Origin of the sequence: Arthrobacter oryzae, assembly GCF_030718995.1 — a bacterium.
GTDB classification, from domain to species: domain Bacteria; phylum Actinomycetota; class Actinomycetes; order Actinomycetales; family Micrococcaceae; genus Arthrobacter; species Arthrobacter oryzae_C.
The window spans coordinates 1,316,508-1,330,103 of the sequence record NZ_CP132204.1 but is presented as its reverse complement, the minus strand read 5'-3'; the positions used below and the strand labels follow the sequence as shown (position 1 = coordinate 1,330,103).

Annotated in this window: 12 protein-coding genes; 7 read left to right on the top strand and 5 right to left on the bottom strand. The window is 66.9% G+C overall.

Annotated features, from left to right (window positions below):
* Positions 1 to 108: 108 nt before the first annotated feature.
* Complete coding sequence (locus tag Q8Z05_RS06135) at positions 109 to 2,700, top strand: ATP-dependent Clp protease ATP-binding subunit (RefSeq protein ID WP_305942600.1); 2,592 nt, start codon at positions 109 to 111, stop codon at positions 2,698 to 2,700.
* Here Q8Z05_RS06135 and Q8Z05_RS06130 read toward each other — a convergent pair whose 3' ends face one another.
* Both Q8Z05_RS06130 and Q8Z05_RS06125 read right to left on the bottom strand, forming a co-directional pair.
* Positions 2,701 to 3,324 carry a LysE family transporter gene (locus tag Q8Z05_RS06130; protein WP_305942599.1) on the bottom strand — a complete coding sequence of 208 codons (624 nt, stop codon included), beginning with the start codon at positions 3,322 to 3,324 and terminating at the stop codon, positions 2,701 to 2,703.
* A gap of 103 nt (positions 3,325 to 3,427) precedes the next feature.
* The gene (locus Q8Z05_RS06125; RefSeq protein ID WP_305942598.1) at positions 3,428 to 3,706 is read right to left on the bottom strand and encodes a hypothetical protein; all 279 of its coding nucleotides are present in this window, start codon (positions 3,704 to 3,706) and stop codon (positions 3,428 to 3,430) included.
* Between the two features lie 79 nt (positions 3,707 to 3,785).
* On the opposite strand from Q8Z05_RS06125, the gene Q8Z05_RS06120 reads away from it, so the two are divergent.
* Positions 3,786 to 4,307, top strand: a complete 522-nt coding sequence (locus tag Q8Z05_RS06120) for a hypothetical protein (protein ID WP_305942597.1) — start codon at positions 3,786 to 3,788, stop codon at positions 4,305 to 4,307.
* A 19-nt stretch (positions 4,308 to 4,326) separates the two neighbouring features.
* Here the strand turns inward: Q8Z05_RS06120 and Q8Z05_RS06115 are convergent, their stop codons facing one another.
* Both Q8Z05_RS06115 and Q8Z05_RS06110 read right to left on the bottom strand, forming a co-directional pair.
* Positions 4,327 to 5,142 carry a methyltransferase domain-containing protein gene (locus tag Q8Z05_RS06115; protein ID WP_305942596.1) on the bottom strand — a complete coding sequence of 272 codons (816 nt, stop codon included), beginning with the start codon at positions 5,140 to 5,142 and terminating at the stop codon, positions 4,327 to 4,329.
* Positions 5,143 to 5,205: 63 nt separating this feature from the next.
* On the bottom strand, positions 5,206 to 5,757 hold the full coding sequence (locus Q8Z05_RS06110) for a MarR family winged helix-turn-helix transcriptional regulator (RefSeq protein WP_305942595.1): 552 nt from the start codon (positions 5,755 to 5,757) through the stop codon (positions 5,206 to 5,208).
* 182 nt (positions 5,758 to 5,939) lie between these two features.
* Here Q8Z05_RS06110 and Q8Z05_RS06105 point away from each other — a divergent pair, with 182 nt between their 5' ends.
* Positions 5,940 to 8,156, top strand: a complete 2,217-nt coding sequence (locus tag Q8Z05_RS06105; protein ID WP_305942594.1) for an MMPL family transporter — start codon at positions 5,940 to 5,942, stop codon at positions 8,154 to 8,156.
* A gap of 122 nt (positions 8,157 to 8,278) precedes the next feature.
* Here Q8Z05_RS06105 and Q8Z05_RS06100 read toward each other — a convergent pair whose 3' ends face one another.
* Positions 8,279 to 9,208 (bottom strand): NAD-dependent epimerase/dehydratase family protein, encoded by a 930-nt coding sequence (locus tag Q8Z05_RS06100; protein ID WP_305942593.1) that lies wholly within the window; start codon positions 9,206 to 9,208, stop codon positions 8,279 to 8,281.
* 158 nt (positions 9,209 to 9,366) lie between these two features.
* Here Q8Z05_RS06100 and Q8Z05_RS06095 point away from each other — a divergent pair, with 158 nt between their 5' ends.
* From Q8Z05_RS06095 to Q8Z05_RS06080, 4 genes are all read left to right on the top strand, one after another.
* Positions 9,367 to 10,092, top strand: a complete 726-nt coding sequence (locus Q8Z05_RS06095; protein ID WP_305942592.1) for a TetR/AcrR family transcriptional regulator — start codon at positions 9,367 to 9,369, stop codon at positions 10,090 to 10,092.
* A gap of 181 nt (positions 10,093 to 10,273) precedes the next feature.
* Complete coding sequence (locus Q8Z05_RS06090; protein ID WP_305942591.1) at positions 10,274 to 11,605, top strand: extracellular solute-binding protein; 1,332 nt, start codon at positions 10,274 to 10,276, stop codon at positions 11,603 to 11,605.
* Positions 11,606 to 11,699: 94 nt separating this feature from the next.
* Positions 11,700 to 12,644 (top strand): carbohydrate ABC transporter permease, encoded by a 945-nt coding sequence (locus tag Q8Z05_RS06085; RefSeq protein WP_305942590.1) that lies wholly within the window; start codon positions 11,700 to 11,702, stop codon positions 12,642 to 12,644.
* A 2-nt stretch (positions 12,645 to 12,646) separates the two neighbouring features.
* The gene (locus Q8Z05_RS06080; RefSeq protein ID WP_305942589.1) at positions 12,647 to 13,546 is read left to right on the top strand and encodes a carbohydrate ABC transporter permease; all 900 of its coding nucleotides are present in this window, start codon (positions 12,647 to 12,649) and stop codon (positions 13,544 to 13,546) included.
* The last annotated feature ends 50 nt before the right edge of the window (positions 13,547 to 13,596 follow it).

The window sequence follows — 13,596 nt, the reverse complement described above, 5'->3', positions numbered from 1 at the left end:
CCGGGGGCGGGCGCGAACGGGCAGTTGCGGCCCCGCCGCCGGACCGGGAATAATCTCCGTAGCTAGAGACTTGAGTCAATTGCACTCAACTTTACCTACGGAGGGTACATGCCAACGTTTTTTGGACCTGCCGGTACCGGCAGCGGATCGTTTGACGAGTTCCTTGCGCGCTACCTGCAGGGCCAGCGCGCGGCCCGGTCCGGGCGCCCCACGGACATCACCAGGCTGCTGAGCCGCCGCACCCACGAAGTGCTCTCGCTCGCCGGCCAGTTCGCCGTGGACCTCGGACACGGCGATGTGGATGCCCTGCATGTCCTGCGGACCATGGCAGGGGCTGAGCCGGCCGTCAGCTACGTGCGCCGCGCCGGGGCCGACCCCGCGGCCGTGGCCAAGGCGGCTGAAGAACGGCTGCCGGAGAAATCCGCCCGGGCGGTGACGGCAGCCCCCGCGCTGACGCCGTCCGCCCAGCGGGCCCTGCTGGATGCCTACCAGGTTGCCCGGGCGTTCGGGTCCACCTACATCGACCCGGAGCACCTGTTCTTCGCCCTGGTGCTAAACCAGGACGCTCCGGCGGGGCAGGTGCTTGCAGCGGCCGGCGTCACGCCCGAATCCTTCCAGGCCGGGGCACGCGACGCGGACAGCGGTGAACAGCCCGGAAACGGCCGCCCCGGAACTGCCCCGGCAGGGGAACCGGAAGCCGCTTCAGAGACCCCGACGCTGGACACCTACGGGACGGACCTCACCGCCCTGGCGCGTTCAGGCGGCCTGGACCCGGTCATCGGGCGGATCGACGAGACGGCCCAGACCATCGAAATCCTGGCCCGGCGCACCAAGAACAACCCGGTGCTGATCGGCGAAGCCGGCGTAGGCAAGACGGCCATCGTGGAAGGCCTGGCCCAGGCCATTGCCAACGACACCGTGCCGGAACAGCTCCGCAACAAGCGGGTCATTTCGCTGGACCTTCCCGCCATGCTCGCAGGGACCCGCTACCGCGGGGACTTCGAAGAGCGCCTGACCAAGGCGATGGACGAAGTGACTGCCAACGCGGGCCGGCTCATCCTGTTCATCGACGAGCTGCATATGGTCCTCGGGGCCGGCGGCGCGGGCGAGGGCGGCATGGATGCAGGCAACATCCTGAAGCCGCGGCTGGCCCGCGGCGAACTCCACGTTGTGGGTGCCACCACGCTGAACGAGTACCGCAAGGTGGAGAAGGATCCCGCGTTTGAGCGCCGCTTCCAGCCCGTCCAGGTAGGGGAGCCCGCCATTGAGGACGCCGTGCAGATCCTTTCCGGACTGCGCGGGCGGTACGAGGAACACCACGGCGTCCGCTACACCGACGAGGCGATCAGGGCCGCCGTCGAACTGTCCGCCCGTTACGTGACGGACCGGTTCCTGCCGGACAAGGCGATCGACCTCATTGACCAGGCCGGGGCAAGACTGAGCCTCAAGCTCGGTGCCCGGCAGGACGTTGCGGCCCTCCGCGAACAGCTCGCGGCGCTCGAGGAATCGAAGAACGCTGCCATAGCCGCGGAGGACTTCGAAGAAGCCTCCCGGCTGCGGGACGAAGCGAAAGCGCTGAAGGAGAAGCTCGACGGCGGTGCGGCCGGCCAGGACGCCCGCGGTGACGTTTCCAGCGATGCTGCCGCCGCCGTCGTCGGCGAACCGGAAATTGCCGAGATCATCTCGCGTGCAACGGGTATCCCGGCCAGCCGGATCACCGAGGGTGACCGGGAGCGGCTGGCCAGGCTGGAAGAGGACCTGCACCAGCGGGTCGTCGGCCAGGAGGACGCCGTGAGCCTGATTGCGAAGTCCGTCCGGCGGAACCGCACGGGCATGGGCGCTGCCGGCAGGCCGATCGGGAGCTTCCTGTTCCTGGGCCCCACCGGCGTCGGCAAGACCGAACTCGCCAAGGCGCTGGCGGGCTCGCTGTTCGGAAGCGAAGATTCCATGATCCGCTTCGACATGAGCGAGTTCGGCGAACGGCACACCGTGAGCCGCCTTGTGGGTGCCCCGCCGGGGTACGTGGGTTACGACGAAGCCGGCCAGCTCACAGAGCGGGTACGGCGCAATCCTTACTCGATCGTGCTGCTCGACGAGATCGAAAAGGCGCACCCGGATGTGTTCAACCTCCTGCTGCAGGTGCTCGACGACGGGCGCCTGACGGACGGCCACGGACGCACCGTGGACTTCCGCAACACGGTGGTCATCATGACCTCGAACCTCGGCTCGGAGTTCCTGGCCAGCAAGGCCGGGCCCACCGGGTTCACCGCCGCCGGCGAGGGAAGCGCCTTCGGCTCGGAGAAGGCCCTGCGGGACCGTGTCCTGGCACGGCTGCGGGAATCGATGCGGCCTGAGTTCCTGAACCGCATCGACGAGATCGTGCTGTTCCGCAAGCTGGACCAGGCCCAGTTGCGCCAGATCGTGCGGCTGATGCTCAACGACACCGAAGCCCGCCTGCGCGCGCAGGGGATCGCGCTGTCCGTCAGCGAGGACGCGGTGGACTGGATTGCTGAGCGGGGCTACGAACCCGAGTACGGTGCCCGGCCCCTGCGCCGCGTGATCCAGCGCGAACTCGACGACCGGATCGCCGATTTGCTGGTGGGCTCCGGCCTCACGGCCGGAGCACAGGTCACCGTCTCCGCGGGCGGGCCTGAACTCGTGGTGGTTGCCGGCAGCCCGGAGGTTCCGCTGGCCGCGTAGTTAGTGGATCAGCGCCAGCATGACGCCCACGGCCACGAAGAGCACCCCGAACGTCCGGTTCAGGATCTTCTGCCCGTGGGCGTTGTGCGTGAAGCGCTGGAAGGACTTGGCTGCGGCCGCAAAGAAGAACCACATCACCAGAATGTCGATGACCACCACGGTGGCGGTGAGGACGAGATACTGGGGCAGCAGCGGCTGCTCAGGCCTGATGAACTGGGGCATGAAGGCCAGGAAGAAAACGACGGCCTTGGGGTTGAGCAGGTTGACCCACAGGCCCCGGCGGAACATGGAGCCGGCCGGTTCGTTGCGTAGCTCGGCCGCTTTCTCCTGGTCAAGGTCCGGCTTGTGCAGGAACTGGCGGATGCCCAGGTAGACCAGATAGGCGGCCCCGGCGTACCGGATCACATTGAACGCCACGGGCGAGCTGGCAACCAGGACGCCCACACCCAGCGCAACGATCACCACGTGGACCACCAGTGCGGCCTGCTGGCCCAGGATTCCCCAGATGGCGCGTCGGAAGCCGGAATTCAGCGAGTTGCTCATGGTGTTGATGGCACCCGCTCCGGGGGTAAAGCTGATCAGGACGCCGGCGCCGGCCAGGGCCAGCCAAAGGGAGGGTTGCACCTATCCAGTTTAGAGGCCGAAGTATGGGGACTATTTCCTACTGCCGGAGCCATCCGCCGCTGCAGACGATGGGCGCCGCTGCAGACATACAGGTACTGCAGAGCTACGATGCAGTTAGCCGCACCACCTGGTTTGCCGGGACCGCGGCGTAAGCCTGCTTCGTCCGGGGAGCAGTCCATGACTTGGGGGAGTCGATGAACAGGGCCGTCAGCACAGTTTTCGCAGGGGTAGTCCTGATGGCGGCGGCCTCCTGCGCGGTGCCCAACCCGGCTCCCGGGCAGCGAGCGGCGGAGCCAGGTACAGCGGCGCCCTCCAGCCCGGCCCGGGAGACGGCCGGCACCCAAAGTTCTGCCGCCACCCGGGGTCCGATGACGGACATCATGAACAAAGGGGGCGGGGCGGACTCTGAGCCCGCTGCACCACTCCCTCAGGCGGCGTTCCGGCACCCCGACTATTACGCCATGCCGGGCCAGGAGATCACCTTCGACGTGTCCCCGTCTTTACCCGCGGGGGTCAGTGCGGCGCTCTATGAATGGGACTTTGACGGCGACGGCGTGATTGATGAAGTCGGTCCGCTTCCGGTCGCGGCGCACACGTTCAATGACGTGTTCGAAGGAACTGCGGAGGTCAGGATTACCTTTTTCACGGGAGGGGCGTCGACGGCGACCGCTGCCGTGCACATCGGACGGGGACCCTGGGACGGGTTGCCGGCAGCGCCTCGCAACGTCACCGTAGTGGTCACTGCGGATGCCGGAGACGTGAGCACCGTCCAAATTTCCTGGGAGCCGAGCGGGGCGGAACCCTACCGCTGGGGTTTGACCGTGGACGGCATTCCGGCCGGATTGGTGGAGGGCGGTGCGCGGACCGCATCCATGACGGATGTACACCGGGGCCGCGCGGTCGAAATCGGCGTGGTCGGGTTCACTGCCGACCAGGCCATGGGAGAGTCCGCCAGGGTGACGCTTCCCGCACGGCAAGGCTAGCCCGGACGACCGCGGGAGCTCAGGCCCGCGCGATGACCTCGCCGTTAGGGATCAGGAACCAGCCGTCGTCGGTGGAACCCCAGCGGTGCCAGCCTGCGGAAATCCGGGCAAGGTCAGCGGCGTTGGCGAAGCCGTACTCCAGCGCCTGGTCAGCGAAGGCCGAATGCAGCACGCGCTCGCCCCAGACCCTGGCCTGCCACCGGCGCTGCTGTCCTGTGGCATACAGCCAGTTGCTGCTGGTGGGCGCGACGTCGGTGAATCCTGCGGCCTGGGCCCACGAGACCAGGCGGCGTCCGGCGTCCGGTTCGGCGCCGTTGCGGCGGGCGATGCGCTGGTACAGTTCCATCCATTCGTCCAGTTCCGGGATGGCGGGATACCAGCTCATGCCGTGGAAATCGGCGTCGCGCACTGCCACGATGCCGCCGGGCTTGGCCACCCGGCGCATTTCGCGCAGGGCCTCCACCGGGTCCGTCAGGTGCTGAAGCACCTGGTGGGCGTGGACGACGTCGAACGTTTCGTCGTCGAAGTCCAGGTCGTAGATATTCCCCGCCACGAACTCGACGTTCTCCACCCCGCGTTCGGCGGCAAGCTCGGTGGCGTGGGTGATCACATCCGGGGAACGGTCCAGCCCGGTCACGTGTCCGGGCGCCACAAGGCCCGCGAAGTCGCACGTGATGCTGCCCGGCCCGCAGCCCACGTCCAGCACGGACGTGCCGGGGGTGAGGTACGGGATCACGAACGCGGCGGAATTCTCTGCGGTCCGTGAGGCATGGGCGCGGACCACGGACTCGTGGTGACCATGCGTGTACACGTCTTCAGGCTGCTGTGCACTCATAAGGAAACGCTACCGCTCCGGCGGGAAAATGCGCGGCAATCGAGCTGACCAAAGCAGGCCCGGTTATTCCGGCGCCGCCGCACCCTGCGTGGCCGCGCCCGGCCCCGCCGCGCCCGGCCCCGCCGCGCCCGGCCCCGCCGCTTCCTGAGCGGCGCGGATGGTGGCCTCGGTCATGGACTCCATGAAGCGTGCCGCCACCTCCAGCTCCGCGGGGGTGAATTCCGCCATGGCCGCGCCCATGTGGCGGGCCAGCGGCAGGAACATGGCCCCGCCGTCGCGGTAGGCCTTTTCGGTCATGCGCAGCTGGACCTGCCGGCGGTCCGAACCCTGTCGTTCGCGCACCACGTGTCCGGACGTGTGCAGCCGGTCGATGAGCGCCGTGGTGGCGGGGGAACTGAGGTTGAGTTCCTTCCGGAGCACGCCCGGCGTGACCACCTGGTCCTTGGCCGCGTGCCGCATGATCACGGCGAGTGCGTTGAGGTCCGTGCGGTGCATGTCGTTGCGCCCGCCGGCCGCGTCCACGTAGCGGTTGGCTTCGAGCGTGAACTCCTGCAGCAGCCGGACCAGGCCCTGGGGTGCAGCGGGTCCGGGGCGCTCGGCAGGGTCTTCCGACACGGCGTCCCTCCTTGCTGCGTGGTTTCGCAGGCTTCTTGCCTGCGGAAATCTGTTGGCTCCGCCAAGATTCTCTCACCGACGGAATGTTTAGCGACTATTTACGTCCGGCTACTTATCTCCATAATAGAGATAGTCTACGATGGAGTAGATTCTACTCCTCCGAGGAACCACCAGAAGGACACATGAAACAGAGACATCCCGGCACTGCGCGCGTTCCGTTCTGGCTCCGCTGGCTGGTCCCCGTATTGCTCGTGATTACCTGGCTCGCCATTGCCGGGATTGGCGGCCCCACCTTCGGCCGCCTGGAGGAAGTGTCCTCCAATGACCAGGCCTCATTCCTGCCCGCCAGCGCTGAGGCTACGGAGGCCCAGGACTGGCAGGCCAAGTTCAGGGACTCGGATGAGATTCCGGCCGTGATCGTCGTCGAAAGCGAAACCGCCTTCACTCCTGCTCAGCTGGGGGAGGCGGCTGCCCTCAAGGCCAAGCTCGAGGAACTGCAGGCGGGCAGTGCGGTCATCGGACCCATCCCGTCGAAGGACGGCGAGGCCGTCCAGTTCGTGGTGCCCATTTCCTCCTCGGGAGAGGTCAAGGAAATCGTCCAGGAGCTCCGGGATGAGGTCCAGGCGTCTGCGCCGGAGGGTATGCAGACGTTCGTCACCGGTCCGGCGGGGCTGACAGCGGACCTGGTGAGCGCCTTCGCGGGCATTGACGGCATCCTGCTGCTGGTGGCCCTCGCTGCAGTGTTCATCATCCTGCTGATTGTCTACCGTTCCCTGCTCCTGCCCATCGCAGTGCTCTTCACCTCGGTGTTCGCACTCTGCGCTGCCATCCTGCTGGTGTTCGGCATGGCCAAGCTCGGCTGGATCCAGCTCAGCGGCCAAAGTCAGGGCATCCTCTCCATCCTGGTGATCGGCGCAGCCACGGACTACGCACTGCTGTATGTGGCCAGGTTCCGTGAAGCGCTGACCCACACCACCAACCGCACTGCGGCCGTCCTCACCGCATGGAAGGCATCCTTCGAGCCCATCCTGGCCTCCGGCGCCACGGTGATCATCGCCCTGCTGTGCCTGCTGTTTTCCGACCTGAACTCCAACAAGGCGCTGGGCCCGGTGGCTGCAGCCGGCATTCTCTGTTCGCTCTTTGCGGCACTCACGCTGCTCCCGGCGCTGATGGCGCTGCTGGGCCGCACGGCCTTCTGGCCGTTCCGCCCCAAGCTGGTCCCCGACGCCGAACGGGAACCCCGGTTCGTCACCGGCCTCGAAGGCCAGAAGGGACTGTGGCGCGCCACCGGGTCCCTTGTTGCCCGCCGGCCCCGGGCCGTCTGGGTCGCATCGGTGCTCCTGCTTCTGGTGGCCTCAGCGGGCATCCTGCAGCTCAAGGCCAACGGTGTGCCGCAGACCGATGTCATCCTCACCGCCTCCAATGCCGTGGACGGGCAGGACGCGCTGGCGCGCCATTTCGACGCCGGGTCCGGCAGCCCTGCGGTGATCGTTACCGACGAAGCGAAGGCGCAGCAGGTGCTGGAGAAAACCAAGGCGATGGGCGGCGTCGGCGATGCCTACCTCCTGGCGGAGGGGAGTGTGCCGATCACTGCGGTCCCGGGAGCTCCGAGCGCGCCCGATGTCCGCGAAGGAAAAGTGCTCATCAACGCAACCCTGAATTACGCGGCGGACTCCAATGACGCCGAGAACGTTGTGGTGAAGCTCCGCGAGGAACTCAAAAAGATCGACGACGGCGCGCTCGTGGGCGGCGTGACCGCGACGGCCCTGGACACCAACACCACAGCCCAGCGGGACCTGCTGGTCATCATCCCGGTGGTGCTCGCCGTCATCCTGCTGATCCTCATGCTGCTGCTGCGCTCCGTGCTGGCCCCGGTCCTCCTTGTGGCCTCTGTGGTTCTCTCCTACGCCGCCGCCATGGGCGTTTCGGCGCTGGTGTTCAACAACATCTTCGGGTTCCCGGGCGCGGATGCCACGGTTCCGCTGTTCGGCTTCGTGTTCCTGGTGGCGCTGGGCGTGGACTACAACATCTTCCTCATGAGCCGGGTCCGGGAGGAATCCCTCAAGCACGGCACCAGGCCGGGAATCCTGCGCGGCCTCGGTGTGACGGGCGGCGTCATCACGTCCGCCGGTGTGGTCCTGGCCGCAACGTTTGCGGCGCTGGGCGTCATCCCCATCATGTTCCTGGTGCAGCTCGCGTTCATCGTCGCCTTCGGGGTGCTGCTGGACACGGTCCTGGTCCGCTCGCTGCTGGTCCCGGCGCTCTCCTACGATCTGGGCCGGCGGATCTGGTGGCCCAGCAGGTTGGGACGGCTGGACGACGACGAGCGGGCGCTTGCCGGATCACGCGGCGACGAGGCCGGCCTGGAGACCGACCTGGAGGGCGCTTCGCGCAGCTAGGCGCAGCGGCGGCGTCAGGCCACGCACACTTTTAGGACTCCGCTCAGGGTGCGGCCGTGAATTTACGCGGCCGCACCCTTCCTGGTTGGCTTAAAGCCTGCTCTGCGTGACGTCTCGGCCCCTCAGCCCCGCGCCCGCCACCAGGCCACCGTGGCCGCGGCCGCTTCAGGCAGCGGGGTCGGGTGCAGCCCCAGGGCGGCCTCGCTGGCGTGCGAATCCATCACAAAAGGCCGCTCGAACTGGTACAGCGTTTCGGCCAGCTCCCGGGTGCCGGAGGAGACGAATCCCATGGCGCGGAGGAGCCAACCCGGCACTGCGCCGACTTTCGGGGCAGTCACCCCGCCGGCTTCCGTGAAGGCCGTGGCGAGCTGGCGCTGGGTGACGGCCGGGCCCGTGGGGGCGTGCCATACACGGTTCCAGACGGACGGTGTCTGCGCCGCGCGGATCATGGCCGCGGCAAGGTCGGGCACATACGTGAAAGAGTGCGGCTGGTCCGCGCTGCCAATCACCAGCAGCCTCTTTCCGGCCAGCACGGCAGGGACCATGCGCTCACCGGCGTGCGAGTTCAGCACCCGGGGGCCGAAGAAGTCGCCCGCCACGACGCTCACGGTGTCCGTGGGGGAGGAGTCCCGCGCCTTCAGCAGCGCCGTGCGGACGCCCCGCTTTCCGCCCTGGGCGTCCCGCGGGCTGTCCTCCGCCATGACGGCATCCGGCCGGCTGTAGGAATACAGGCTTTCGGGAAAAACGACGACGGCGCCCGCCTCGCCGGCTGCAGCCAGCACCGCTTCTTCGGCCCGCGGGAGTTCCCGCATCCATGCGTCCGCGGCGTAGGCGGAGCCGTGGATGCAGTGGAAGACGGCCGACGCCCCGGCGATGGCCTCGCCGAGCAGGCCGGCATTGGAGGCGTCCACGGACATCCTGTCGATGAGGGGGTGCGCCGGGCCGCTGCCCGAACGGGTCAGGACCCGCACCCGGTTTCCCTGGCCGGCCAGCTGCTCCGCAATGGTCCAGCCGACAGGGCCTGCGCCGGTGACTACATACAGTTCGGGCATCGGATTCTCTTTTCTGGGCCTTCAGTCGGCGCCTGCTAGTTCTGCGCCTGCTAGTAGAGAGCGGTGCTCTCGGAATAAGGATGCTCCGCAGGGCACGCAAAGTCAAGAGCACTGCTCTTCAATGTTGACAGTGCTCTGAATCATGGAATGCTGGGGGAATGCCGGCCGCACCTTCCCCCAGTCCGATGCCCCGCACTCCGCGTGAGCGGGCCAGGGCGCAGACCGTCGCCGATATCGTCCGGCTGGGCAGGGAGCACCTGGCCGTCCACGGGGCGGCGGCCTTGTCCCTGCGGGCCGTCGCCAGGGACCTGGGGGTGGTGTCCTCGGCTGTGTACCGGTACGTGCAGAACCGGGACGAACTGCTGACCCTCCTGCTGATCGATGCGTACGGCGAGCTGGGTGACGAGGTGGATGCCGCCGTCGGGCGCGTGGCGGAAGCGGACTTCGCCGGACGATTCCGGGCCCTGGGGCGGGCCGTCCGCAGCTGGGCGGTCCGCGAGCCCGCGCGCTATGCCCTGCTCTTCGGCAGCCCCGTGCCCGGGTACCAGGCGCCCGCGGAACGGACCACGGGTCCGGGGACGCGGGTCATCAACGCCTTGATGGACATTTTCGACGGCGCCTGGCGGGCCGGCGCCCTCCTCGTGGAGACCCCCTCAGCTGCCGTGTCCGGGCCGTTGGCGCAGGACCTGGCGGTGATCCGCGAGGAGCTGGGCCTGGCGGTCCCGGACGACCTCTTGGCTCGCGGGGCTCTGGTCTGGACGTCGCTGTTCGGCGCAGTCAGCTTCGAGGTGTTCGGCCAGTACGGAGAGGGCACCTTCGCGGCCAGGGATGATCTGTTCGAGCACCACCTCCGGGTGCTGGCGGGCGTGGCCGGACTCGACTAAAGGCGAAGGCGCCAGGGAGTGCAGGCTCTTAGTTTGTGAGCGCTAACAAATTTTCCTTGTAACTGCATTTACAACGATATAAAGTGTGTCTCAGCCCACAGCCGCCGGGCCCGGTCCACATGACCGGCAGTAGCCCGGCGGCAGGCGGATTTTTCCAACGGCTACGTCCAAAGGAGTGACGGTGAAGCAAGTTGATTCACGCCCGATGCAGATGACCCGAAGGCAGCTGCTGCTTGGGGGAGGTGTGCTCGCAGGCAGCCTTTCGCTGGGAGCAAGCCTGACAGGATGCGGCGGAGCGGCCCAGGCGGCCGGCAATGACATCCGGTTCTGGCATCTGCTCTCGGGAGGAGACGGCATCAAGATGATGGCCATGATCGACAAGGCCAACGCGGACCATCCTGACTTCAGGATCAAGCCCACGGTGCTCGCCTGGGGTACGCCGTACTACACCAAGCTGGCCATGGCCTCGGCCGGAGGGCGCCCGCCCGAGGTGGCCGTGATGCACGCGGCAAGGGTCCCCGGCTATGCCCCGGGCGGGCTGCTGGATGCGTGGGACCTGGACCTGCTGGCGGAGTTCGGTGTGCGCCCGGAGGACTTCGGCTCCAGGATCTGGGAGAAGAGCCAGTTCAACGGCCAGGTTTTTTCGCTGGCGCTGGATTCGCACCCGTTCGTCATGCTCTACAACACGGAAGTGGCGGACAAAGCCGGCGTCCTGGGCAGCGATGGCCGGCTCGCGGACATTTCCTCGCCGTCGCAGTTCCTCGAGGTGAGCCGTGAACTGCAGCGCGTCACCGGCAAGCACGGGCTCTCCTACGGTTACCTCGGCGACGGCGCGCAGATGTGGCGCCTCTTCTACACCCTGTACCGCCAGCACGGCGCGGACTTCATCCTGGAACCCGGCAGGCCCGCCCAAGTGGACCGGGATGTGGCCATCGACTGCCTGGAGTTCATCACTTCGCTGCTGGACAACACCATTTCCACGAAAAGCGGCGACGGCGGCACGGCCATCGCCGAGTTCGCCAGCCAGGGGTCGGGGCTGCTTTTCACCGGTGTCTGGGAGCTGCCCACCATGAAGACGGCGGGTGTCCCGTTCGGTGCCAGCACCATCCCCACTCTGTTCGGAACGCCGGCAGCCTTCGCCGACTCGCATTCGTTCGTGCTGCCGCACCAGGCAACGCTGGACGAATCCAGGCGCCGCGGCGTTTACCAGTTCGTCGCGTCCATGCTCAAGAACTCCCTGAGCTGGGCCGAAGCCGGCCACATTCCGGCCTACCAGCCGGTGGTGAACTCGCCGGAGTACGCGGCATTGAAGCCGCAGGCGGACTATGCCCACGCGGCGGACATCATCAACTACGACCCCGTGGCCTGGTTCACCGGTTCCGGATCCGATTTCCAGGGCTATTTCGCCGAGAACGTCCAGAACGTGTTCCTGGGGCGGGACAAGGCCGCGGACGGCTGGGATGCCTTCATGAAGCGCATCAACACGGTTCTGGCCATGCCGAATCCGGTATGAGCGCCGGACCCGGCACCACTGCTGGAGCACGCATTGCCGAACCCCGCTTGAGCACCAACCTGAGCACCGACCCGCCCGTGACAAAGGAGTCCTCATGAGCACCGCCCGCACCACAGCGCCCGCGAAAACATCAGCGCCAGCGGCAAAATCAGCGCCCGCCGCGACGTCGCCACGCTCCCGGCGTGACAACATCCACGGCTGGGCCTTCTCCGCGCCGTTCCTGGTCTTCTTCCTGCTGTTCCTGGTCTGGCCCATGATTTCCGGCGCCATCATGAGCCTCACCGGCAAATCCCTCACCGGCGCCAACAGCGGAATCATCGGCCTGGCCAACTACGCCGAGGCCTTCGCCGACGCGGACATGTGGCGCTCCCTGGGGAACACTCTCTACTTCACGCTGATCAGCACCGTGCCCCTGGTGGTCATTGCTTTGGCGCTGGCAGCACTCGTCAACATGGGCCTGCCGGCGCAGTGGCTGTGGCGGCTCTCCTTCTTCTCCCCGTTCCTGCTGGCCTCCACCGTGGTCTCGCTGTTCTTTGCCTGGATGTACAACCCGGAGCTCGGCCTGTTCAACGATTTGCTCGCAAAGGTGGGCATTCCGCCGGTGGCGTGGCTCAACGATCCCGCGGTGGCGATGTGGGCCGTGGTGATCGCCACGGTCTGGTGGACCATCGGCTTCAACTTCCTGCTGTACCTGGCCGCGCTGCAGAACATCCCGCAGCAGCACTACGAGGCAGCCTCGCTCGACGGCGCCGGCGGCTGGCGCCAGTTCTTCTCCATCAGCCTTCCCCAGCTTGGCCCCACCACGGTGATGATCGTGATCCTGCAGATCCTCGCGTCCTTGAAAGTCTTTGACCAGATCTACCAGATGACTGAAGGCGGACCGGGCGGAGCGACCCGCTCCATCGTGCAGTACATCTTCGAGGCCGGCTTCACGGGCTACCGGCTGGGTTATTCCGCCGCCATTTCCTACATCTTCTTCGGCCTGATCCTGCTCATCGCGCTGGCCCAGGTCTTCGCCACCCGGAAAAGGAGCGCCTAGCCATGGCTACCACCACACTTTCCAAGCCCGCACTCCAGCCAAAGGGTTCCGCGGAAACCATGCCAAACCGGCGCCCGAAGACGCCGCTGTCCCGCATCCTGGCCACCGTCATTGTGGCGGTCCTTGCCGTGGCGTGGCTGGTACCTTTCGCCTGGGCCACGGCCACCGCCCTGAAGAGCGAAACTGATGCTGCCTCCACCCCCATCAGCTGGATACCGGCGTCGGGCTTCACCCTTGACGCCTTTGCCAAAGTCCTGCAGAGCGGCAACATCCCCACCTGGACGCTCAACTCGCTGTTCACGTCCGCGGCGATCACCGCCATCACGCTGGTGATCTCCGCCTCCGTTGCCTACGCCATTTCGAGGATTGATTTCCGCGGCAAGAAAATGCTGATGGGCGTGATCGTGGCATCCATCATCGTCCCGCCGCCGGTCCTCATCATTCCGCTGTTCCAGCAGATGCAGGCGCTGAACCTGATCGACACGTACTGGGCGCTGATCCTGCCGCAGGTGATCCACTCGCCAATGGTGTTTGTGCTCAAGAAGTTCTTCGACCAGATCCCGCGCGAACTCGAGGAGGCCGCGCTGATGGACGGCGCCGGAAGGCTGCGGATCTTCACCACGATCGTCCTTCCGCTGTCCCGGCCGATCCTGGCCGCCGTCGCGATCTTCGTGTTCATCGGCGCCTGGAACAACTTCCTCTGGCCGTTCATCGCCACCAACGAGAGCTCGCTGCTCACCCTGCCGGTGGGCCTGCAGACCATCAAGAGCGCCTACGGGATCCAGTACGCCCAGAACATGGCGTCCGCGCTGCTGGCCGCACTGCCCCTGATCGTGGTGTTCCTGTTCTTCCAGCGGCAGATCATCAGGGGCGTGGCCACCACCGGCCTCGCCGGCACCTGACGCCGCAGCCCGCAACACCAGCCCCGCCACCCGAATCAAGCCCACCACCA

Excerpts from the sequence above, each read along its gene's own strand:
- Q8Z05_RS06080 (WP_305942589.1), top strand. The coding sequence starts at position 12,647 with ATGGCTACCACCACACTTTCCAAGCCCGCACTCCAGCCAAAGGGTTCC.
- Q8Z05_RS06125 (WP_305942598.1), bottom strand. The coding sequence starts at position 3,706 with ATGATGTCCGTCATCGGACCCCGGGTGGCGGCAGAACTTTGGGTGCCG.
- Q8Z05_RS06120 (WP_305942597.1), top strand. The coding sequence starts at position 3,786 with ATGCCGGGCCAGGAGATCACCTTCGACGTGTCCCCGTCTTTACCCGCG.
- Q8Z05_RS06095 (WP_305942592.1), top strand. The coding sequence starts at position 9,367 with ATGCCGGCCGCACCTTCCCCCAGTCCGATGCCCCGCACTCCGCGTGAG.
- Q8Z05_RS06135 (WP_305942600.1), top strand. The coding sequence starts at position 109 with ATGCCAACGTTTTTTGGACCTGCCGGTACCGGCAGCGGATCGTTTGAC.
- Q8Z05_RS06085 (WP_305942590.1), top strand. The coding sequence starts at position 11,700 with ATGAGCACCGCCCGCACCACAGCGCCCGCGAAAACATCAGCGCCAGCG.
- Q8Z05_RS06105 (WP_305942594.1), top strand. The coding sequence starts at position 5,940 with ATGAAACAGAGACATCCCGGCACTGCGCGCGTTCCGTTCTGGCTCCGC.
- Q8Z05_RS06115 (WP_305942596.1), bottom strand. The coding sequence starts at position 5,142 with ATGAGTGCACAGCAGCCTGAAGACGTGTACACGCATGGTCACCACGAG.
- Q8Z05_RS06100 (WP_305942593.1), bottom strand. The coding sequence starts at position 9,208 with ATGCCCGAACTGTATGTAGTCACCGGCGCAGGCCCTGTCGGCTGGACC.